The 21,232-nt window shown below is 37.1% G+C and carries 25 protein-coding genes; 17 read left to right on the top strand and 8 right to left on the bottom strand.

Going from position 1 to position 21,232, the window contains the following annotated elements; translation table 11 throughout:
• Positions 1 to 56: 56 nt before the first annotated feature.
• Together ABS768_RS10840 and ABS768_RS10835 are read right to left on the bottom strand one after the other, a co-directional pair.
• Positions 57 to 1,034 (bottom strand): ATP-dependent nuclease, encoded by a 978-nt coding sequence (locus ABS768_RS10840; protein ID WP_408074986.1) that lies wholly within the window; start codon positions 1,032 to 1,034, stop codon positions 57 to 59.
• Positions 1,013 to 1,774 carry an AAA family ATPase gene (locus tag ABS768_RS10835; RefSeq protein WP_408074985.1) on the bottom strand — a complete coding sequence of 254 codons (762 nt, stop codon included), beginning with the start codon at positions 1,772 to 1,774 and terminating at the stop codon, positions 1,013 to 1,015. The genes ABS768_RS10840 and ABS768_RS10835 overlap by 22 nt, the downstream gene beginning before the upstream one ends.
• Positions 1,775 to 1,935: 161 nt before the next feature.
• Between ABS768_RS10835 and ABS768_RS10830 the strand changes: the two genes are divergently transcribed.
• From ABS768_RS10830 to ABS768_RS10820, 3 genes are all read left to right on the top strand, one after another.
• Positions 1,936 to 2,433 (top strand): DUF4833 domain-containing protein, encoded by a 498-nt coding sequence (locus tag ABS768_RS10830; protein ID WP_330122773.1) that lies wholly within the window; start codon positions 1,936 to 1,938, stop codon positions 2,431 to 2,433.
• Between the two features lie 240 nt (positions 2,434 to 2,673).
• Positions 2,674 to 3,339 carry a hypothetical protein gene (locus ABS768_RS10825; RefSeq protein ID WP_408074984.1) on the top strand — a complete coding sequence of 222 codons (666 nt, stop codon included), beginning with the start codon at positions 2,674 to 2,676 and terminating at the stop codon, positions 3,337 to 3,339.
• Positions 3,340 to 3,493: 154 nt separating this feature from the next.
• Positions 3,494 to 3,748 (top strand): DUF7218 family protein, encoded by a 255-nt coding sequence (locus ABS768_RS10820; RefSeq protein ID WP_408074983.1) that lies wholly within the window; start codon positions 3,494 to 3,496, stop codon positions 3,746 to 3,748.
• Here the strand turns inward: ABS768_RS10820 and ABS768_RS10815 are convergent.
• Positions 3,745 to 4,353, bottom strand: a complete 609-nt coding sequence (locus ABS768_RS10815) for a hypothetical protein (RefSeq protein WP_408074982.1) — start codon at positions 4,351 to 4,353, stop codon at positions 3,745 to 3,747. The two genes, ABS768_RS10820 and ABS768_RS10815, sit on opposite strands and share 4 nt — an antisense overlap.
• A 23-nt stretch (positions 4,354 to 4,376) precedes the next feature.
• Positions 4,377 to 6,242 carry an ABC-F family ATP-binding cassette domain-containing protein gene (locus ABS768_RS10810; RefSeq protein WP_408074981.1) on the bottom strand — a complete coding sequence of 622 codons (1,866 nt, stop codon included), beginning with the start codon at positions 6,240 to 6,242 and terminating at the stop codon, positions 4,377 to 4,379.
• A gap of 102 nt (positions 6,243 to 6,344) precedes the next feature.
• Here ABS768_RS10810 and ABS768_RS10805 point away from each other — a divergent pair, with 102 nt between their 5' ends.
• From ABS768_RS10805 to ABS768_RS10790, 4 genes are all read left to right on the top strand, one after another.
• Positions 6,345 to 6,905 carry a DUF2199 domain-containing protein gene (locus tag ABS768_RS10805; protein WP_408074980.1) on the top strand — a complete coding sequence of 187 codons (561 nt, stop codon included), beginning with the start codon at positions 6,345 to 6,347 and terminating at the stop codon, positions 6,903 to 6,905.
• A 168-nt stretch (positions 6,906 to 7,073) separates the two neighbouring features.
• Complete coding sequence (locus ABS768_RS10800) at positions 7,074 to 7,499, top strand: Hsp20/alpha crystallin family protein (RefSeq protein WP_408074979.1); 426 nt, start codon at positions 7,074 to 7,076, stop codon at positions 7,497 to 7,499.
• Positions 7,500 to 7,602: 103 nt separating this feature from the next.
• A complete protein-coding gene (locus ABS768_RS10795; RefSeq protein WP_408074978.1) occupies positions 7,603 to 8,766 on the top strand; it encodes a glycosyltransferase family 2 protein in 1,164 nt (387 codons plus the stop codon).
• A gap of 100 nt (positions 8,767 to 8,866) precedes the next feature.
• Positions 8,867 to 10,189 carry a dihydrolipoamide acetyltransferase family protein gene (locus ABS768_RS10790; protein ID WP_408074977.1) on the top strand — a complete coding sequence of 441 codons (1,323 nt, stop codon included), beginning with the start codon at positions 8,867 to 8,869 and terminating at the stop codon, positions 10,187 to 10,189.
• A 44-nt stretch (positions 10,190 to 10,233) separates the two neighbouring features.
• Here the strand turns inward: ABS768_RS10790 and ABS768_RS10785 are convergent, their stop codons facing one another.
• From ABS768_RS10785 to ABS768_RS10770, 4 genes are all read right to left on the bottom strand, one after another.
• Positions 10,234 to 10,797, bottom strand: a complete 564-nt coding sequence (locus ABS768_RS10785; protein WP_408074976.1) for a dihydrofolate reductase family protein — start codon at positions 10,795 to 10,797, stop codon at positions 10,234 to 10,236.
• 94 nt (positions 10,798 to 10,891) lie between these two features.
• Positions 10,892 to 11,434: a DinB family protein gene (locus tag ABS768_RS10780; RefSeq protein ID WP_408074975.1), complete on the bottom strand. Its 543-nt coding sequence runs from the start codon at positions 11,432 to 11,434 to the stop codon at positions 10,892 to 10,894.
• Between the two features lie 31 nt (positions 11,435 to 11,465).
• Entirely contained in the window at positions 11,466 to 11,681 is a 216-nt protein-coding gene (locus tag ABS768_RS10775) for a hypothetical protein (RefSeq protein ID WP_330122780.1), read from the bottom strand.
• 204 nt (positions 11,682 to 11,885) lie between these two features.
• Positions 11,886 to 12,905, bottom strand: a complete 1,020-nt coding sequence (locus ABS768_RS10770) for a helix-turn-helix transcriptional regulator (protein ID WP_408074974.1) — start codon at positions 12,903 to 12,905, stop codon at positions 11,886 to 11,888.
• Positions 12,906 to 13,185: 280 nt separating this feature from the next.
• Here ABS768_RS10770 and ABS768_RS10765 point away from each other — a divergent pair, with 280 nt between their 5' ends.
• From ABS768_RS10765 to ABS768_RS10720, 10 genes are all read left to right on the top strand, one after another.
• Positions 13,186 to 14,700 carry a TROVE domain-containing protein gene (locus ABS768_RS10765; protein WP_408074973.1) on the top strand — a complete coding sequence of 505 codons (1,515 nt, stop codon included), beginning with the start codon at positions 13,186 to 13,188 and terminating at the stop codon, positions 14,698 to 14,700.
• Between the two features lie 565 nt (positions 14,701 to 15,265).
• On the top strand, positions 15,266 to 16,690 hold the full coding sequence (locus tag ABS768_RS10760; RefSeq protein ID WP_408074972.1) for an RtcB family protein: 1,425 nt from the start codon (positions 15,266 to 15,268) through the stop codon (positions 16,688 to 16,690).
• Between the two features lie 103 nt (positions 16,691 to 16,793).
• Positions 16,794 to 17,465: a M15 family metallopeptidase gene (locus ABS768_RS10755; RefSeq protein WP_408074971.1), complete on the top strand. Its 672-nt coding sequence runs from the start codon at positions 16,794 to 16,796 to the stop codon at positions 17,463 to 17,465.
• A 9-nt stretch (positions 17,466 to 17,474) separates the two neighbouring features.
• A complete protein-coding gene (locus ABS768_RS10750) occupies positions 17,475 to 18,251 on the top strand; it encodes an exonuclease domain-containing protein (RefSeq protein WP_408074970.1) in 777 nt (258 codons plus the stop codon).
• Positions 18,252 to 18,281: 30 nt separating this feature from the next.
• Entirely contained in the window at positions 18,282 to 18,896 is a 615-nt protein-coding gene (locus ABS768_RS10745) for a fumarylacetoacetate hydrolase family protein (RefSeq protein ID WP_408074969.1), read from the top strand.
• A complete protein-coding gene (locus tag ABS768_RS10740; protein WP_408074968.1) occupies positions 18,896 to 19,240 on the top strand; it encodes an Hpt domain-containing protein in 345 nt (114 codons plus the stop codon). The genes ABS768_RS10745 and ABS768_RS10740 overlap by 1 nt, the downstream gene beginning before the upstream one ends.
• A gap of 6 nt (positions 19,241 to 19,246) precedes the next feature.
• Positions 19,247 to 20,494: a competence/damage-inducible protein A gene (locus ABS768_RS10735; RefSeq protein WP_408074967.1), complete on the top strand. Its 1,248-nt coding sequence runs from the start codon at positions 19,247 to 19,249 to the stop codon at positions 20,492 to 20,494.
• A gap of 79 nt (positions 20,495 to 20,573) precedes the next feature.
• A complete protein-coding gene (gene rpmB, locus ABS768_RS10730) occupies positions 20,574 to 20,810 on the top strand; it encodes a 50S ribosomal protein L28 (protein WP_035132449.1) in 237 nt (78 codons plus the stop codon).
• Positions 20,811 to 20,838: 28 nt separating this feature from the next.
• Entirely contained in the window at positions 20,839 to 21,021 is a 183-nt protein-coding gene (gene rpmG, locus ABS768_RS10725; protein WP_026981158.1) for a 50S ribosomal protein L33, read from the top strand.
• A gap of 9 nt (positions 21,022 to 21,030) precedes the next feature.
• Positions 21,031 to 21,183 carry a DUF4295 domain-containing protein gene (locus ABS768_RS10720; protein WP_084596023.1) on the top strand — a complete coding sequence of 51 codons (153 nt, stop codon included), beginning with the start codon at positions 21,031 to 21,033 and terminating at the stop codon, positions 21,181 to 21,183.
• Positions 21,184 to 21,232 lie beyond the last annotated feature (49 nt).

Genomic DNA, 21,232 nt, shown 5'->3' with positions numbered 1-21,232 from the left:
TTTTATTTTGAGGCTTAAAAGTAAGGAATTTTTGTTGGAATGAATAGTTTTGACTGTTACACTAATTCATTAATTAGATTATGGAAATTAGTTATTGTTTTTTCAGATAATAATTGCTTAACCTTTTTCTTTTTTTCTTTAGTTGAATTAAGTATTGAAAAAACAGTAGCAAAATCTTTTTTGCTGATTTTTTTCTTTTCAACATTTAATGCTAAAAAATAAAGTTTTTCTTTTTCTTCTTCTGTAAAATAGCCTTCAATTTTTTTATTATCAATAGGAAGTATCTTAATTATTGAATCATCTAAATTATATTCTTCAATATATTTTTTTTGAGCCGATTTACCTTCTTTGTCAGAATCTAAAAGAACTTTAAAATCAGCACTCCAACCAATGTTTAGTGAGATTAGTGAAGAAAGGTTTTGTGCTGAAGTGCCTGGATAAATTGTGAATTTTCTCTTAGCTTTTGGATGAAGGACTTCAAACATAACTAATAATACTTTTAAATCAGAGGGTCCCTCAGTTATTATGGCTTTTGTCCAAGGTATGTCAAAAGAGTTTGGGATTATGTTTAATAAGTTTGCTAAGGGTTGATAATATGTCTCATTTGAGGTGTCTTTTTTGATGTAATCAGACCAAAGTGTACTGCTTACCTTTCCTTCATTTCGCTCAATAATATAGGTTGTTTTAATGTTTTCTATAGAAATTAAGTATTGGCTATGAGTACTATAGATTACTGAAGTGTCTTCAACAAGTTTTTGAAAATCAGCTATCATATTTTGTTGGGCGGTTGAATGTAAATTTGAAGCCGGTTCATCAATTAAAAAAATTGGTTTTCCTGAATTAAGTCTCAATTTTTTTCGTCTGAATTCAGTTTTCATCAAAAATGATAAATACCAAAGAGCTCCTTTACTTCTTTCATCGACTTTAAATGTTGTACCGTCAGTATCAGTTATTGAAATTTCAAAATAGTGTTTAGTAGAGTTATAAGTTAGTTCTGTTTGTTCAATATCTTTTACTCCAGAAATTCTTTCCACTTTTCAGAAAAAGATTTATTTAGGGTTTTATTTACTCTTTTTAAAACGGTTTGTGCATCATTTGATCTAAGATTTTTCTTTGAATAGTATTTTTTGAAGCCTTCAATGGAAAAATCTTTATCAGTATTATAGAAAAGACCATCAATAATATCATACCAGTCAGGATTGAAATTTTCATTTGTTTTAGTAGTGATTATCCTTTCAGGTATTCTGTCTTTAAAATCTTCAAAATAGATTATATATGGGCATTTTTTTACAATTGCTTTAGCGAATTCTCTGGATAGTTTGTTTTTTACAAACGAATGGTCTGATATAAATTCATAATAGTATTGTTGAGGGTTTCCGTTTTTAAATGGTATTACTCTAGATATGATTATTTTTTTACTATTATTTAAGTCTTTTAGAAATTCATCAAATAATGGTTTTTGAGTCTCTAAAGATTTTATAAGGTCGTTTTCAAACCAATTGGATGTTAGTTCTTGGATTAACTGTATTGTTGCTGTAATTTTCGCAGGTGAATTAGAGTTGACGTCAGCTTTGTTTCTTATTGCTTTAAAAAAACTATTGTCGCTATCTGTTTCAGAGTCATTTAGATAGTCGAATGTTTCTATTGCTTTTAATATTGTAGTTTTTCCGGACTCATTTAGTCCTAAGAGAAGTACCAAGTCATCCTTAATTAGGTTTATTGTTACGTCTTGTATTCCTTTGAAGTTTTCAATTTTAAAGTTTTTATATATCATAATTGGTTCGGTGTGTGTTAAGTTTTTATAAAAATAATAAATATTATTTATTATTTAGATATTCTAACTTTACAATTTCTTTACATAAAACTGCTTTCGAACATTTTTTTTACTATATTTATAATGTTGATAGTCAGTATATGAAAAATCATTTCCTACTCATGCTTTTTATTATCAGCATGCCGGCATGCCTGGCACAACATGGTTATCCTGAACCTCCCGATAGCCACAAACGCCTTTTTTATATTCAGCACAGCAAAAATCACAATACCTATGTTTATGATGCTAATATTATTAGCAATACCAACATAAAGGACAGTGATCCCATTGATGTGTACCAAATAGATTATAAAAAGGACGGTACCCGTGAAGAACTTACCGGATTACAACGTAAAATGGCTTACGGGATTACATTTAATAAAGTAGGGGAAAACAAGTTTGAGTTTACCCTTGCTGCCTATCCCGAAAAAACACTTACCCTTGCTATGCAATCGGGCAAGCCTGTGGTTACCGTAAACATTAACGGTAAGGAAATGGAACTGGAGCGTATGTTTTTACACTGCAATGCCCTTGGTACAAATGTTTCTCAAATTGACTTTTACGGCAGGGATGTAAAAACACACAAGGATCTTGCTGAAACCATGTACCTAAGCAGGTAAATAATCTTTCTTAAGTCTTAAAGTCTAAAGTCCTCAAGTCGTTATGATGGTAATAGGGTTTATGTGCTTTATGGCTTTCTAATCTTCAATATCTGTTTTTAATTCCGTTAAGTATTTCTTAAAAATCTTAATATATTCTTTAAGTGTATTAAACTATTCTTAATAATTTAACCAAAACTTTGAAATGTCGTAATCATGATGTTACCTTTGATTCATCAAGTAACAAATAATTAAATGACTATGAAAAGATTAAATTTATTATTAGGAGCAGTGTTAGTAGCAGCGGGTGTAACGTCTTGTAAGACTGATACCGAGCAAATGGCAGAACAGAATATTGACCGTTATGAGTCGTATGTAGACTCAATTGGAAACCTTGATGCTACCGAAAGGTCGGCTAACTGGGCGCAGATTGAGGCTGAATATCAGGCAAGACTTGCAGAAGCTGAAGCAGCACTAAGCGAGGCTAAAGAAAGCCAAAATGCAGAAACTCGTATTAATGATACGAAAACCAAGTATGAGAACGTAAAAACTGAAACAGAGAAGGAAGCTAAAGAAACAGCTGCTGATGCACTTGTAGTTTCATACTTCGGTCCTGATAACATGGTTGGAGATGATCTAAACTTTAACTGGGTGAACAAGGATAACATTCTTAGTGTGTACCAAAACTTTGTAGATACCTTTAATAAAAATAAAGATAGCTACACAAGACAGGATTTTGATAAAATCAAAGCTTGGTATGAGGCACTTGATGCCAGAAAAAACACAGTAGAGAAAGAAGGTCTGTCTTCAGAAGATAACCGTAAAATTGCGGCTCTTAAGTTAGAGTTTGCTCCTAAATTTAAATGGGAGCGTATGACAGCTAAAGGTGAAGAAAACCAGGAAGCTAAAGAAGAAGCAACAGAGTAAGTATAAGGTTTTATATAAATTTGTGTTTGTGGAAAAAAGCCGGCTATATGCCGGCTTTTTTAATTTTATTATGTTTGTTTTAACCGGTGTTTAACGTGTTGTTGTTTAATGGTTTGCTAACTTTATGTAGTAAAACCGATTAAAAATATATGTTATGCCAACAGGAAAAGATACTAGACCTCAAATAAAAAATGAAGAGCAGTATGAGGCGTTAAGAGACAAAGGTTACAGTAAAGAGAAATCGGCACGTATAGCTAACAGTGAAGGTGCTGAACACAGGGGCGGTAAAGCTAAAAAGTATGAAGACCGCACAAAGCAAAGCCTATATGATGAAGCTAAAAAAGTAGGTATTGAAGGGAGTAGCAAAATGACCAAAGCGCAACTGGCTTATGCTTTGCGACACAATTAAGCGAGTAATCCCCATAGGTTACGGATGCCTAAAACGGCATCGAGGAAAAAGGAGCGGTAAGGTCGGATAATAAAATCTTGTTTTGCCTGTCCTTTACGGAAAAAGATAAGGCCTAAATGGTACGTGTCTATAGTGACGGTAACATTCGGGTCTTTTTTTATGGTTTCCCACGCCTTTTCCATTTCTGGTGTTTTATGGATATCAGGTAGTACAAACAGGTTTTGGTCGGTTACGTCTTTACGGAGTTGTTCAAAGGCTTTCATAATACTTTGAGTGTTGCTTCCGCAAATAAAACCAAGGTCGAGTCCGCCCGGTACAGGTGCCATAGGAGAAAAGAACCATAGTTTTGTTTTGGTTCTTTCACCTACTTCACGAATGGTTTCGGTAACCTCGTTAGAGTTTTCTCCATATACCACCAGTTTAAACGACTTGCAGTGGTTAATGGTTTTAAATAAAATTGTAAGCACTTTACTGCTGAGACCGTTTTTGTCATTTCCTGATATTTTCTTTCCGGAATAAAATCCTTCGGTTACCAACTCATATACAAAAGGCGAATGTATGCTGTGTGCATTGCTTGATTTTAAAATAAATGTTAGGTATGACATAGTCTTAAAAAGTTTGCTTAGGATTATTCTTCCATTTTAGCGCTTAACTCAAACCAACGCTCTGTTTTTTCGTCTATTTTATCAAGTATCTTTTGTAGTTCGTCAGCCTTTCCGGCAATCGCATCATCGGCTACTTTACCTTCAGAGAAAAGCTGTTCGATAGCTTCTTTCTGTTTTTCCAAATCTTTAATTTCCTTTTCTATTTTTTGGTATTCCTTCTGTTCGTTAAAAGTAAGTCCGGCTTTTACCTGATTTTGTTTCCAGGCTTTTTTATCGGTAGCAGGTTTTGTTTCTTCCTTAACAGGTTCGGCACTGTCTTCATAAGCACGGAAGTCACTATAGTTACCAGGAAAGTCTTCAATAACTCCTTCGCCACGGAAAACAAACAGGTGGTCTACAATCTTATCCATAAAGTAACGGTCGTGCGATACTACAAGTAAACATCCAGGATAGTCCAACAGGAAAGCTTCCAGTACGTTTAGTGTAACAATGTCAAGATCGTTTGTAGGCTCATCCAGTATAAGGAAGTTTGGGTTTTGTATCAGTACGGTACACAGGTAAAGACGTTTTAATTCGCCACCACTAAGTTTCTCTACAAAATCATATTGTTTTTTACGGTCGAATAAAAAACGCTCTAATAGTTGTGCTGCCGAAATGGTTCTGCCTTTTGTAAGCGGAATGTACTCGCCAAACTCCTTAATAATATCAATGACCTTTTGTTCCGGTTTCGGGTTAATGCCCGACTGTGTATAGTAGCCCAGTTTTATGGTTTCTCCAATAACAACCTTACCGTTATCGGGCTGCATGCTTTGGGTGAGTATATTAAGGAAGGTAGATTTTCCGGTTCCGTTTTTACCTATAATCCCTATACGCTCGCCACGCTTAAAGTTGTAACTGAAGTTATCCAGTATGGTTTTGTCCTTAAATTTTTTAGATACATTATGTAACTCAACCACTTTGCTCCCCATGCGCTCCATGTTTATTTCGAGCTCAACTTGGTGCTCCTTGCGGCGGCTGTGTGCTTTTTCCTTAATTACATAAAAGTCATCCTGACGGGATTTTGACTTGGTTGTACGTGCTTTTGGCTGACGTCGCATCCAGTCAAGCTCTTTTACAAAAAGGTTTTTTGCTTTGTCAATACTTGCGTTTTCAGCAGCTACACGTTCCTCTTTTTTGTTTAGGTAGTATGAGTAGTTGCCTTTGTATTGGTATAGGTTTCCGTTTTCAAGTTCTATTATTTCGTTACATACACGTTCCAGGAAAAAGCGGTCGTGAGTAACCATAAACAGTGTCATGTTCTCTTTGGCGAAATAATTTTCCAGCCACTCTATCATTTCAAGGTCAAGGTGGTTGGTAGGTTCATCCAGTATTAAAAGGTCGGGCTTATTAATAAGGATGATAGCCAGAGCTAAACGCTTTTTTTGTCCTCCCGAAAGGCTTTTAACTTTCAGTTTCAGGTCTTCCAGCTTTAGTTTGAATAGTATTTGCTTGTACTGTGTTTCAAAATCCCAGGCATTATTGGCGTCCATGCGCTCAAATGCTTTTTGGTAAGCTTCTTCATCTTCGGGGTTTTCCAGTGCTTTTTCGTACTGTTCAATTACCTTCAGTGTATCGTTATCTGATGCGAATATGCTTTCCTCAATAGTAAGTTCGGGGTCAAGGTTGGGTTCCTGTGACAGGAAAGCCATTTTGATTTCCTTGCGTATTACCACCTGTCCGCTGTCTGGAGTATCTTCTCCGGTAATTATTTTAAGTATGCTTGTTTTACCGGTTCCGTTTTTGGCAACAAAGGCAATTTTCTGGTCTTTATTGATCCCGAAAGAGATGTTCTCAAAAAGTGTGCGTTCGCCAAATGATTTGGATATGTTTTCAACTGAAAGATAGTTCACTGCTGTATGATTTTGTGCAAAAATAGTCTTTTTGTGTCATGTTTTGTTTCTGAAACATGTTTTCGCTCTTATCTTTACATTTAAGTGTTTAATTTATACTATATGTTCAACAGGTTAAAAAATATTTTCTTTAATAAAAGGGAGAGGGTAAAATATAAATGCGCAGAATGTGGTGAATATCATGAAAACTGGCCCGCATTGGGCTATAATGCTCCTATTTATTATTCACAACTATCTGATTATGATAAGGAGAATATAGCTTCTTTGAATAGTGATTTTTGTGTTATAGAGCATTCTGATCAAATAGATAGGTTTATTCGTGTAGTGCTTTTTCAAAAGGTGGTTGGTAGCTGTGAAGATTTACATTACGGATTATGGGTGTCTCTTAGTGAAAAGAGTTTTTTAGATTATAAATCTCATTTTGATTCAAATGATTATGAAGCTGTGTATTTTGGTTGGATAAGTAATATTTTAGAGGGGTATGATGATACTTTGAGTGTTCCTGTTAATGTGGTATATAATGGAGGTGCCAACAGGCCTGAAATTATACCGCATAAAAGTTTTTCCCATCCTTTTGTTGAGGAATATTATAATGGTATTTCTAAAGAAGAAGCACAAAAACGTGTTGATAATGTTTTAAAAGGTTGCGATAGTGAAGCATAATCCAGTTATATTACTGGTGTTTTGGCAGAAGCGTTCAAATGTGAACGCTTTTTTTATATGCAATACAGACAAAAAGTCATGTAAACCGACAAAATGACATTATTTTTTATATTGGAACAGAAGTTGACTATTACTAAGCAAATATTTGAAACTAAAAAATTAAACGATATGAACTTAGTAAAACGTAACAACACAAACAGCTTTCCATTTGTAATGGACGAATTATTTAAAGATTTAATGGGTGGTACACAGTATGTAAATAAAACGGCGCCTGTTAATATTAAAGAGACAGAAAATAATTTCCTTGTTGAGCTTATGGCTCCGGGATTTAAAAAAGAAGATTTTAATATTGAGCTGGATAATGATATCCTGACTATTTCAAACGAAGTGAAAACGGAAAAAACAGAAGAGGAAGAAGGTAAGTTTACTCGTAAGGAGTTTAGTTACACATCTTTCAAAAGATCGTTCACTTTGCCAGAAACAGTAAATCAGGAAGGTATTGAAGCTCAGTATGAAGGTGGAATATTAAAAATAATGCTTCCGAAAAAAGAGGAAGCGCTTCCAAAAGAGAAAAAAGTGATTAGTATTTCATAATGATTTGAGTTAGTTGGTTTGAAAAGCGTCCTGATTAAGGACGCTTTTTTATTTTGGTGTATTAGGTAAATAACCAATTCAACATAATAATTATATTTGCGCTATGCAGTTATCGGTTATTATTCTTAATTACAATGTCCGCTATTTTTTGGAGCAGTGTGTGCTTAGTGTACAAAAGGCTCTTAAAGATATTGACGGAGAGATAATTGTGGTAGATAATAATTCTCCGGATGATAGCTGTGCAATGATGAAACAGCGCTTTCCTGATATTACCCTTATTGAAAGCAAAGAGAATTCGGGGTTTCCAAAAGGTAATAATATAGGTGTAGCTGCAGCTAAGGGTGAGTATATATGTATACTGAATCCGGATACCGTGGTGGCAGAAGATACTTTTAAAAAAGTATTACAGTTTGCCGAAGGGAAACCTGATATGGGGATTGCCGGAGTTAAACTGGTAGACGGTCGCGGTAACTTTTTGCCCGAAAGCAAAAGGGGGGTGCCTACTCCCTGGGTGGCTTTTACTAAAATAGCCGGAATGTATAAGTTTTTTTCTAAGTCATCAATGTTTAATAAATACTATGCCCAGCACATTACTCAAAATGAAACGGGCGTGGTAGATATACTGGTGGGTGCCTTTATGGTTATGAAGCGTGAACTGTACCTGCAGGCAGGTGGTTTTGATGAAGGGTGTTTTATGTATAGTGATGATATTGATTTGTCGTATACTATACAACAAATGTGTAAGGTTAACTACTACTTTCACGAAACTACAGTTATACATTATAAAGGAGAGAGTACGGTTAAAGATGGTACTTATATGAAGCGTTTTAGGGAAGCGATGCAGTTTTTTTATAAAAAACACTTTAGGAGCTCTCCTTTTTTTGATTTGTTTATGCGTGCGGGTACTTTGTTTTTTGCTGTAGTAAAGCGCAGTAGAAAAGGAGAGGTAGTTGTTCCGGAAGAGTATGTGCTTTTCTCGGGTGATGAGAATTTACGTATTGCTCTGGAAGACAGCCTTGAAAAAAAAGTAACGCGTTATGCTAAACCTGATGAAAAATTATTAAATTCGCAATCGTTTTCCGGGTACGGACAAGTTGAGGTGATTTTTGATAATAATTCGGTTGATTTTTTTGAGATAATTAAATTTATGGAGAAATTCAGCAAATCAGGATTTACCTTTAAGATCAGGCCGGAAGGCAGCCGTTTTATTATTGGCAGTAACGATAGTAACGACAGGGGGCAGGTATTGCAATTAAAGCTTAAATAATTGTAAAAGTGCTCACAAACCTATTGTAAAACGGGCAAAAACTGATTTTTTTTAGTAATTTCGCAAGCGGAAAGATTAATTTTACCTTTAGGTTAACGATATGGCAAAATTTGAATTAACATTACCCAAAATGGGTGAAAGTGTTGCTGAGGCAACGATTACAAATTGGTTAAAAAATGTGGGAGACCGCATTGAAGCTGATGAAGCGGTTTTAGAAATTGCCACAGATAAAGTGGACTCAGAAGTTCCGTCTGAAGTTTCGGGAGTACTTACCGAAATTTTATTCCAAGTGGATGATGTGGTTCAGGTGGGGCAAACTATCGCTTATATCGAAACTGAAGGCGGTGCTGCAACCGAAGCTCCAAAAGCAACCGAAGCTGCTCCTGCTGCTGCAGAGGCTATTGCCAAAACTGTTGAGGTGGCTCAGGAAACTGCTGCTACTGCTCAGGTAGACTTCTCTGAGTCTGACAAGTTTTTCTCTCCGTTAGTAAAAAACATTGCAAAAGAAGAAGGTATATCCTTAGCTGAACTTGAAGCTATTAACGGTACAGGTAAAGACGGAAGGGTAACCAAAAACGATATCTTAGATTATATTAAGAACAGAGGCTCTCAGCCAGCTGAACAACCGGTTCAAACTGCTGCACCAGCCGCTAAGGCTGCTCCTGTAGCACAACCGGCGCAGGCTGCTAAAGCTGCTCCGGTATCTGTAAACGGTCAGGATGAGATTGTTGAGATGGACAGGATGAGAAAACTTATCTCAGGTTACATGGTACAGTCGGTACAAACTTCGGCACACGTACAGTCGTTCATCGAAGTAGATGTTACCAACATTGTAAAATGGAGAGATAAGGTAAAAGGTGCATTTGAGAAGAGAGAAGGTGAGAAGCTTACATTTACTCCTATATTTATGGAGGCTGTGGCAAAAGCACTTAAAGATTTCCCATTAATGAATATATCTGTTGATGGTGAATACATCATCAAGAAGAAAAATATTAACCTTGGTATGGCTGCTGCATTACCAAACGGTAACCTTATCGTTCCGGTAATTAAAAATGCAGATCAGCTTAACCTTGTAGGTATGGCAAAAGCGGTTAACGATTTAGGTAACCGTGCTAAGGCTGGTAAACTTAAGCCGGATGATACTCAGGGAGGTACTTATACAGTAACTAACGTAGGTACATTTGGTAGTGTATTTGGTACGCCAATCATCAACCAGCCTCAGGTAGGTATCCTTGCTCTTGGAGCGATTAGGAAAGTGCCTGCGGTTATCGAAACTCCTGATGGTGACTTTATAGGTATCCGTCAGAAAATGTTCCTTTCACACAGTTACGACCACCGTGTGGTAGACGGAGCTCTGGGAGGTTCATTCGTTAAACGTGTTGCTGAATACCTTGAAGCATTTGATCCAAACAGAGATATATAAAAACAGTATATTATAATAAAAAAAGCGGCTTTAAGCCGCTTTTTTTATTTAACCGAAATAGGTTTGTAATATAAGCTTGTGACTCCTGATTTAGAAGGTTTTGCTTCAATGAGTTCCAGGTTTAATCGTTGTTTGATACTTTGAAATAATGGTTTTCCATCGCCCAATATAACAGGGTGGACTGCAAGTCTGTATTCATCAATAAGGTTATTATTGATAAAGTCTGTAATTAGTGAGGCACCTCCAAATAGCCAGATGTCTTTTCCTTTCTGGTTTTTTATTTGGTTTACTTCTTTGATAATATTATCTCTTATTACGGTATGCTCCCCGGCATTATTAAGGGTTGACGAAAAAATATATTTTTTCATTCGGTTTATCTTATCATAAAAGTCTTTAAAACCACTTTCTTTTTCTGGTTGGTAGTTACCATATAGTTCATAGCTTTTTCTTCCGTAAAAAACAGTATCTATTTCTTCAGGAAAGGTTTCCAAAAAACTTTTCTCTCCTGCTCCAATATCGGTATCCATAATGCACCAGTCAATTTCTCCGTTTGGCCCTTCAATGAAACCATCAAGCGTAACGGCAAGGTCTAAAATTACTTTTCTCATAATTAAAGTTCGTTTATTATCTCAGTTTATTCTCTTGCAAAAAAAAAACTCTGTTACAGCTAAATGATATTACTTTATTTGCTTCAATGCTTCTTTATAGCGCTTTGTATTCTGTTATAGTATTAAGGTAGCGTTCATTAATAATGTTCATGTGGTGACGCACATGCCCTATAAGCGCATAACCTACTGCTCTTGCAGAAACGGCATCCTCTCCGCTTCCTAAGCATAGTTGTAACTGCTTTTCTGTAAGTCCTGAAAAGAACTCTATACTGTAATTGCGAATTACATTAAACTCTTCCAGTAGCTCGTCAATATCATGGCGTTCCACTTCGGCATTTTTTATGTAAGCTTCATGGTTAGTGAATCCAAACGGAGTTTGGTTGTCTCCTCTGGAAGCTGCCAGGGCACGGTATTGCATTATTCTTTCTACATAGTTTATATGCATCAATACCTGTTTAATAGTCCATTTGCCTTCGGTATAGCGATAGTTTTCCATATCTGGGCTAATGCCTTTAAAAAAGTTGTAAGTCTGTTTGCGGTCCTGCCTCATAAGTTGTATAAGCCCGTCTTCTTTGGTTAGGCCTATATACATTTCTAATCTTGGCGGATACTCGTTTGTAGCGGGTTTGGTAATCATACTGTTTGTTTTTTGATTGATTGTTGAATGGTTAAACTAATTCCTCGCAGTTTAATCCGTTTGCCTTAAAGAGGTTGATAACCTTTGTTGCGATTTCCTTATTGCTTTCAATTCTCACAATGCGGTCGCAGTCTTCGGGGTCAAAATCGACCCTTAAAACCGAATCGATAGCAGCAAGTATTCTGCTGGCAAAACGTATTTGTTTACTGGTACGGACAGAAGTTTTAAAAACGAACACTTTTTTCATAATTGTTGGTTTTTAGATGATGATTGATGATGATTATTAAGTAGTGTAAAGTTACAATAGAAACAATGATAAAAATTGTACTTTAAAGTTTAATGGCTGTCATTTTATCTGGCAAAGCCATACAAAATTATTTTACAGCCGTTTACAGTGATAAATGGCGCGTTGACAATAGTGTTGACAATACTATAATGGTAGGTAAAAGGTTTACTTATTATCCCTGTATCTATCTGAAGCTTTATGCAAACGGCGTGCAATTATATCCCTGAGTTTTTTGGGTGACAGCACTTCTATAGTTTCTCCAAATCCTAATATTTCCCTTTCCAGTTCAAAATTATGCACTACATCTATACGTATTGTTATACCGGTTTCATTTTCACTTAACAGTTGTTGGGAAGCATGTATGGGTTTGGTAATAACATAAGGTGCGTTGTACTTGTTTACGTGTAATATTATTTTGTTTGGCCTGTCCTTGTGTGATTTGGTCACACCTAGCAGGTCGTCAAAATAACGTTCAAAGTTTACCCCTTCATAATCTACATACAGTTCTTTAGGTAATGGGTGAAACTCAATAACCCTGTCGAGAGCCAGGGTTAACAGGTTTGGGTTAGATTTTGGTCTGCAAACCAAAAACCAACGGTTTCTGTATTCCTTTAAAAGGTATGGGTAATATATTTCCTTGCTTGGCTTTAATGCTTTAAACGATTTGTATTCTAAAAACAATGGCGTTTTATTAAATATTGCCTGATACAAAGGGGTTATGTGTTCCCTGCCTTTTAACTCCTTATTATCTTCAAACTGTATGAAGTTCTTATTACTGTCGGCCGATTTGTTTACGTTATTCTCCAGTTTTGCAATCAGGTCGCTCATTTCGTCAAAGTAATTAAACCCGTTAAGCTGTTTGAGTACACTTACAATTTCCTTCATTTTGTCCATATCGGCAGTATTGATAGGAGAGTTGGTAATGCTGTAATCAGCATCTTCATAAGTGTAAAAGCGTTTGTCGGTAACTATTATGGGTGCATTGTAACCCAGTTTATCACTGCGCATGGTTTGTATATCTGACTGTACAGTACGTTTGCTTACTCCTGTTGTGATGCCTTCATATTCATACAAAGCATCTGATACTTTTTCTATAAGATCTTCCAGTGTCCATTTTCTAAACCTGTTTTTAAGGCATTGGTCAATGGTTTTGTATCGCAAAAGCGCAAGCTTGTTTGTAGCCATATTTAAGGTTTTGTCGGTTTAAGGCAAAAAGTGATACTTCAAATGTAGGTAAAATTAATTTTACTGCGCATTCTAATTGCGTACATTTTATTTTTTGATAGATTTTAAAAAATATTTTAAGTTTTAATTGTTTTAAAATCAGTTTTTTAAGTATAAATTTTCAGAAAATATTTAACTGCGCATATTCATTGCGTATATAGGTGGCCATCTTTGCAATGTCAGGATGAGACATTAAAACCACACCTTATCAATTTTAAGTTTAACCATAAAGATTTGTATTATGAAATTCAATTTTTTAGCCAAAACAAAAAACACAACGGTGAATTATGAAGGAGCAAAGGCTTATAAAGTTACTCCCGAAATGGAACTGTATACAGCAGTGGTTACAACCGGGCTGAGTGATACATTTTACGAATCGGGGGATGACAGACTTAAAAGGATTAAAAACCTGATAACTCAATGTGATGCTGAGTTTGTTGCAAAGTTAGCTGTTTATGTGAGAACACAAATGTACTTAAGGAGTATACCACTGGTACTTTCGGTAGAGCTTGCAAAACAGACATCGGGCACATCAATAGTGAGTCAGGCTATAAACGGTGTAGTACAGCGTGCAGATGAGATAGCCGAGCTTTTGGCTTACTATCAAATAGCAAACCAGCGTAATGGTGTAAAAAAGCTGAACAGGCTTTCTAAGCAGGTGCAAAAAGGACTTGCATCATCATTTAACAGGTTTGATGAGTATCAGTTTGCGAAGTACAACAGGAAAACAGAAGTAAAACTAAAAGATGCTCTGTTCCTGGTACACCCAAAAGCAAAAGATGAGAGCCAACAAGCGGTATTCAATAAAATTGCTGCCGATACTCTGGCTACTCCTTATACATGGGAAACAGAACTATCTGAACTGGGTAAAGCCAAATTTGAAAACGAACATGTTAAGCAGTTAGCTATAGCCCAAAAATGGGAAGAGCTTATAGAAAGTAAAAAGGTAGGTTATATGGCAATTATGCGTAACCTAAGGAATATACTGGATGCTAATGTTTCGGCAAATCATTTATATATGGTTTGCGATTATATAGCAAACGAGCAGGCTGTGGCAAATTCAAAACAATTGCCTTTCAGGTTTCTTGCAGCATACAGGGAGGTTAAAAAGCATGACTCTAAATATGCCTCTGTAGTACTGGAAGCTCTTGAAGATGCTGTGATGCACAGCGCGCGTAATATAAAGGGTTTTGATGCAGATACTTCGGTAGTTATTGCCTGCGATGTTTCGGGATCCATGCGGCAACCTGTTTCGGCAAGAAGTAGTGTAATGCTTTATGATGTGGGGCTTATGCTGGGTATGTTGCTGCAGTCGCAATGTAAAAACGTGATTAGCGGTATGTTTGGCGACAAATGGAAAATAATAAACATGCCACGTAGAAATGTACTGGCTAATGTACAGGAGTATTACAGGAGAGAGGGTGAAGTAGGTTATTCTACATACGGTTATCTGGTTATAGACGACCTTATAAAAAGAAAGCAGGTTGTAGATAAGGTGATGTTGTTTACCGATGTACAGATGTATAGTAATGATGGATTCAATTCGTTTGAGAATTCATGGAAAATGTACAAGCGACTGGCACCAAAAGCTAAGCTGTACATATTTGACCTTGCAGGGCATGGTAGCATGCCTCTGGATATAAAAAGAAATGATGTGTATTTGATTGCAGGCTGGTCTGACAAGATCTTTGATGTTCTTAATGCTGTAGATGATACGGCGATTGCTATGGAAAAGATAAGCCAAATCAAATTGTAGGCCGCTCCCGTAGCCGGGGATGCTGCGGGAGCTTAATAAAAGTTCATAAAATATTGATAATATAACAGGTGTCGTAGATAAGAGTTACTTCGTCCAGTTCTGTGTCACAGGTTCGAATCCTGTCATTGTAAAATGTAGCTCAGTCCGGTAGAGCAAGAAAAATAGTCTCTTTTCGTTTGTAACCCTGTTTTAAGAAAAAAGGATGCCGTAGGTAAGAGATACTTCGTCACAACTTTGGTGAGGAATAGCGTAGTCATTTTAATATGGCAAGGTTATCCGGTTCGACTCCGGCTAGACATGCCCCGTTCTCTTGCCGCTTTTTGCTTCTTTGTTCTTTTAAAATCTGTCGGGTACCGTAGGGAAGTGTTACTTCGTCCGGTTGATTAAAGCGGGTTCAAGTCCCGCAGGTCACTTCACGCCTTTAGCCCCGCTAATAAAAGAGTGCCGTTGTTAAGTGTTACTTCGTTTCTCCAAAAATTCAGTCACTTTACGCTTATTGCCTCTTTTTTTATTTAAAAATTATAAATTTAGTTTAAACGCATCTATTTGCACACATAATAAAATTATGGAACGATTAATTACCGGAACCGATTTGTTGAACATCGGTTTTAAAGAAAATGCAGTTTTAGGGACAGCTCTTACCCTTGTGAACGAGAGATATGCTTCACAGGATAAGGGTGAGATATTGGTTTTGCTGAAAAACCTGAATGATACTCCCGAAAGTTTCCTTGAAGATAAAGCGTTAGGAAGCCTGGCTCAGGCTATGATTGAAGAAGCCAATAAACCAAAAGATGAAGTGATTCCGTTAGTTGAAAATGCTAACGGGTATACCATATACGGAGAGCAGAATATTGAAGAAGGCGCAAAAGACCAGATGAAAGTGGCTATGAAGCTGCCGGTAACAGTAGCAGGTTCATTAATGCCCGATGCCCATCAGGGTTACGGACTACCGATTGGTGGTGTGCTGGCTGCAAAAAATGCTATTATTCCTTATGGTGTAGGTGTAGATATTGGGTGTAGAATGGCTTTGTCTGTATATGATATCCCTGAAAGTTTCTTTATGGAGAATCAGGCAAAATTTAAAAGGGAGCTTATTGCCCAGTCTAAATTTGGTGCCGGGCAGGGATTTAAGGGTAAGGAAAAAGCAAATCACGATGTGCTTGACCGTGATGAGTTCAATATGAATCCGTTATTAAAAAGCTTAAAGGATAAGGCCTGGTCACAATTAGGTACATCGGGTGGAGGTAACCACTTTGTTGAATTCGGTATTATAGAGTTTGAACAAAGGGATGAGGTGCTTAATATCGATAAAGGGAGATACCTTGCCCTGTTAACACATTCGGGTTCGCGAGGACTGGGAGGTATTGTTGCGGGGCATTATACCAAACTGGCAAAAAGCATTTGTAAACTGCCAAGAGAGGCAGAGAACCTTGCTTACCTTGATATGAAATCGCAGGAAGGTATGGAATACTGGATAGCCATGAACCTTGCCGGAGATTATGCATCGGCCTGTCATCAGGTGATACACGATAAAATGACGAGGGCTGTAGGAGGTAAAGTGCTTGCTAAGGTAGAGAATCATCATAATTTTGCCTGGAAGGAAATTTTAAACGGTGAAGAGGTAATTGTACACCGTAAAGGAGCAACTCCGGCAGGGAAAGGTGTTATGGGTATTATACCGGGAAGTATGACTGCGCCGGGATTTTTGGTTAGAGGAAAAGGTGAGGAAAACGCAATTAATTCGGCCTCACACGGTGCCGGAAGGTTAATGAGCCGAACGCAGGCCATTAAGAATATTACAAGAGATGATATGAGGCAGGTACTTAAAGATCATGGCGTGACCCTTATCGGGGCCGGAAAAGATGAAGCGCCAATGGCTTATAAGGACATCAATACAGTGATGGCCTCTCAAAAAGACCTGGTGGATGTTGTGGCTAAGTTTACCCCGAAAATGGTAAGAATGGCAGACGACGGAAGTCGGGAAGATTAAACAATGCGGTGCTAAGGGAGACAGTTTTTTTCTGTCTCCCTTTTTTATTTGTCTTTGGTCATTAATTCAATTCCCTATCTTTGTGATATAAAACAAAAAACCGGTGAAAACTATTTTGGCTATATTAGGTGTTTTGGTGCTGTTGCTGCTTGGTACAAGCACGGTTACAGATCAAAAGCGCACAAACGATTTTCATCAGGAATTAGTTATGAAAGACAGCAGCGACTGGAAGGAAATAAATATGGATGCTAAGGGTATGGTCAATAAAATGGCTTATGCCGATACTGCGAACTTTATGGGACAGAAAATTTATCCCTGTGCCAAATGTTTCCTTAGGCCGGAAGTAGCCGAAGCTTTAGAAAAAGCTAACACACTGGCTAGTCAAAAAAACATGAAATTGGTTATTTTTGACTGCTACCGTCCTTACGGGTATCAGCAAAAGATGTTTGAGATAGTAAACAATCCAAAATATGTGGCACCTCCGGGTAAAGGTTCAAACCATAACAGGGGTGCTGCTGTAGATTTGTCTCTGGCAGATAATCAGGGTAATTTACTGGATATGGGGAATGAATTTGATGATTTTTCGAGTCTTTCTTATTATATTTCCGATAAGATATCGGCGAAAGCCCAAAATAACCGCAAACAGCTGCGTGATATTATGAAGGAAGCGGGATTTACTCCCTATGATAATGAATGGTGGCATTTTGATTACAGAAAGAAACGATATGAAACTTCCGACTTTAGGTGGGAATGCGACGACAAAACACAACAATAAATAAAAGAAATGGAACTAAAACTGAACAGGCCTATCTGTTTTTTTGATCTGGAAACAACAGGGACAGATATAACCAAAGACAGAATAGTTGAAATATCAATATTAAAGGTATTCCCAAACGGGAACAAGGAAAGTAAAACGTGGCTGGTAAACCCGGAAAGACCTATACCGCCACAGTCTACCACGTTTCATGGTATAGATGACGCAAAGGTGGCAAACGAACCTACCTTCAAGGAGCTTTCACATCAGGTATATAATATGATTAAGGATTCTGATTTGGCAGGGTACAATTCCGACCGATTTGATATTCCGTTACTGGCAGAAGAGTTACTTAGAGCCGATGTAGACTTTGATATGAAAAACAGGGTAACGGTAGATGTGCAAACCATTTTCCATAAAAAAGAGGAACGTACCCTTAGTGCGGCATTTAAATTTTACTGCGGACAAATACTTGAAAATGCCCATAGTGCTGAGGCTGATGTGAATGCCACATACGAAATACTTAAGTCTCAACTGGACAGATATGACGATTTAGAGAATGATATGAAATTGCTTTCGGAATTTACCACGCGTAAAAAAGCGGTTGATTTTGCCGGTTTTATTGCGCTGGACGACGACGGAAACGAGATATTTACCTTTGGTAAGCATAAGGGGGCAAAAGTGGAAGAAATACTGGAAAAAGAACCGGGTTATTTCGGGTGGATACAAAACGCCGATTTTCCTCTGTATACAAAAAAAGTGCTTACTGCTATTAAATTGAGAAAATTAAACAATAAATTAGTATAAAATAATCCCCGTTTAGATAACGTTACAAGAATGAAAATAATCTGCATTGGCAGGAATTATGCCCGCCATATAGAGGAGCTTGCAAACGAAAGGCCGGAAGAGCCGGTTATTTTTTTAAAGCCGGATACAGCACCTGTTCTAAGAAAGTTTCCTTTTGTTATCCCTGAGTTTAGCAACGATGTGCATTATGAAGTGGAAATACTTGTAAAAATTAATAAGGTAGGTAAGTATATAGATGCTAAATTTGCCCACAAGTATTATAGCGAGATTGGGCTTGGTATAGATTTTACCGCCCGTGACCTGCAATCGAAACTAAAGGAAAAAGGATTGCCTTGGGAAAAAGCCAAAGGGTTTGACGGTTCGGCAGTAATAGGAGAAGAGTTTATTAATAAGTCGGAGTTTACCTCGGTAGATGATATTAACTTTGAACTTGTTAAAAACGGTGAAGTGGTGCAAAAAGGTAATACGCAAAATATGCTATGGAAAATAGATGAACTTATTGCCTATGTTTCGCAGTACTTTACGCTTAAAAAAGGAGATATTATATTTACAGGTACGCCTGAAGGGGTAGGTAAAGTAAACCCGGATGATGTGCTGGAAGGTTCGATAGAAGGAAAAAAAATATTCAGGATACAGGTAAAATAATGGCATTACACTATAATTTATCTAAGGTTTATGCGATTTCTGATAACGATGTGGAATTTGCAAAACAAATAATGGTACTATTTACAGAAGAGGTTCCGCCGGAGGTGAAAAACATAAGGCGCGGACTTAAAGAAAAGGATTATGAAATGGTGTACCACGCTGCACACAAAATAAAGCCTACACTGGATATGCTGGGTATGGACCTGGCTTATGAAGACGTACTTGCTATAGAAACATGGAGCAGGAGCGAGGGTAAGAAAAAAGAAATCAAAGAGGTATATAAAAGCCTTAAAGATAAAATAGAACACGCGCTTAAAGAGATAAAAAAAGATTACAGCCTTTAATATAGTATGAAAGCAGCAGTTGTTACCGTAGGCGACGAGATTTTAATAGGGCAGATAGTAGATACTAACTCGGCCTTTATAGCAAAATCATTAGATAAGATAGGCATAGAAGTAATAGAGATGCTTTCCATAAGTGATGACCGCGAGCATATACTGGAAACTTTGGCATCACTCCAAAACCGCGTAGATCTTGTTATTATGACAGGAGGGCTTGGGCCTACAAAAGATGATATTACCAAAAAAACACTTTGCGAGTATTTTAATGATGAGCTGGTGGTAGATGAAGCTGTACTGGAACATGTAACAGAGCTTATTGAAAAGGTAATGAAGCGCCCGGCTTCACAAATGAATAAAGATCAGGCGTTGGTGCCATCAAGAGGTACGGTACTGTTTAACAGGGTAGGTACTGCGCCGGGTATATGGATGGAAAACCAAAATACGGTTTTTGTATCTCTTCCGGGAGTGCCTTATGAAATGAAATACCTAATGGATAATGAGGTTGTCCTGAGGCTTATTTCAAAATTCAAACGCCCTTTTATAGTTCATAAAACCATACTTACATACGGGCAGGGCGAAAGCCTTATTGCCGAGCGTATAGAGGAATGGGAAGATAACCTTCCGGAGTTTATCAGGCTGGCTTATCTGCCAAGTCCGGGTAGGGTAAGGCTACGCTTAACTGCAAGGGGTATAGATGAAGATTTTTTACGCAAAAGTATTTTAGAGGAAGCTGAAAAACTAAAAGCAATCATAGGCGATATTATAGTTGGTTATGATGAAGATGAGACTCTCGAAGTAGTTTTAGCTAAACTTTTAACCGAAAAGAAATTTACCATATCGGCTGCCGAAAGCTGTACAGGTGGTAGGATTGCGCAAATGTTAACCACACAACCGGGATCATCGGCCTATTTTAAGGGTAGTGCCGTGGCTTATGCTACCGAAGCCAAGGTGAATATACTGAAGATAGACCAGCAGCTTATAGATATATTTAGTGTGGTTAGCCCTAAGGTGGCCGAAGCTATGGCATCTCAGGCAAAGAAAATTTTCGGTACTGATTATGCTGTTGCCACTACCGGAAATGCCGGTCCTACAAAAGGAGATTCTGATGCAGAGGTAGGTACTGTTTTTATAGGTATTGCTACTCCAAAAGGGGTTTACAGTGAGAAGTTTGACTTTGGTCAACCCCGTGAAAAGGTCATAGAACGTGCTGCAAACAAAGCTTTGGAAATTATTTATCAGGAAATTTTAAAAAACTGATTGATATTGTTTGTGTAATAGTTTTATTTTTTGTTACTTTGCACCCTGATTTTGAATAACGATATAAAAGCGATAAATAATGTCAAGAGTTTGTGCCCTTACTGGTAAAAAAGCGATGGTAGGAAATAACGTTTCCCACGCGATGAACAAGACTAAAAGAAAGTTTAGTGTAAACTTAGTGAAGAAGCGTTTTTATCTTCCTGAAGAGGACAGATGGATTACTCTTAGGGTGGCTGCTTCTACTATCAAGACGATTAATAAAAAAGGTTTAGCTGCAGTTCTTAAGGATGCTAAAGCTAATGGATTTATTAAATAATATCCTTACCTAATAAATATATAGCAAGATGGCAAAGAAAGGTAACAGAATACAGGTAATTTTAGAGTGTACTGAGCATAAAGCTTCAGGTGTACCAGGAACTTCTAGGTATATTACTACTAAAAATAAAAAGAATACTCCAGACAGGCTAGAGATTAAAAAATTCAACCCTATCCTTAAAAGAGTAACCGTACATAAAGAAATCAAATAATTATACGTCATGGCAAAGAAAACCGTAGCAACGTTACAAACATCTTCAAAAAGGCTTACTAAAGCTATAAAAATGGTAAAGTCTCCAAAATCAGGAGCTTATACATTTGTTGAGGCTGTTATGGCACCAGAACTTGTGGATGAATTTCTAAAGAAGAAATAATAATCCAATACATATATAGAAAAGCTACTTTCAGTAACGGGAGTAGCTT

It is taken from the genome of Flavobacterium rhizophilum, from assembly GCF_046000485.1.
In the GTDB taxonomy this organism is placed as follows: domain Bacteria; phylum Bacteroidota; class Bacteroidia; order Flavobacteriales; family Flavobacteriaceae; genus Flavobacterium; species Flavobacterium rhizophilum.
Note: the sequence above shows the minus strand (reverse complement) of the source record. Positions and strands in the feature narration are given on the sequence as shown.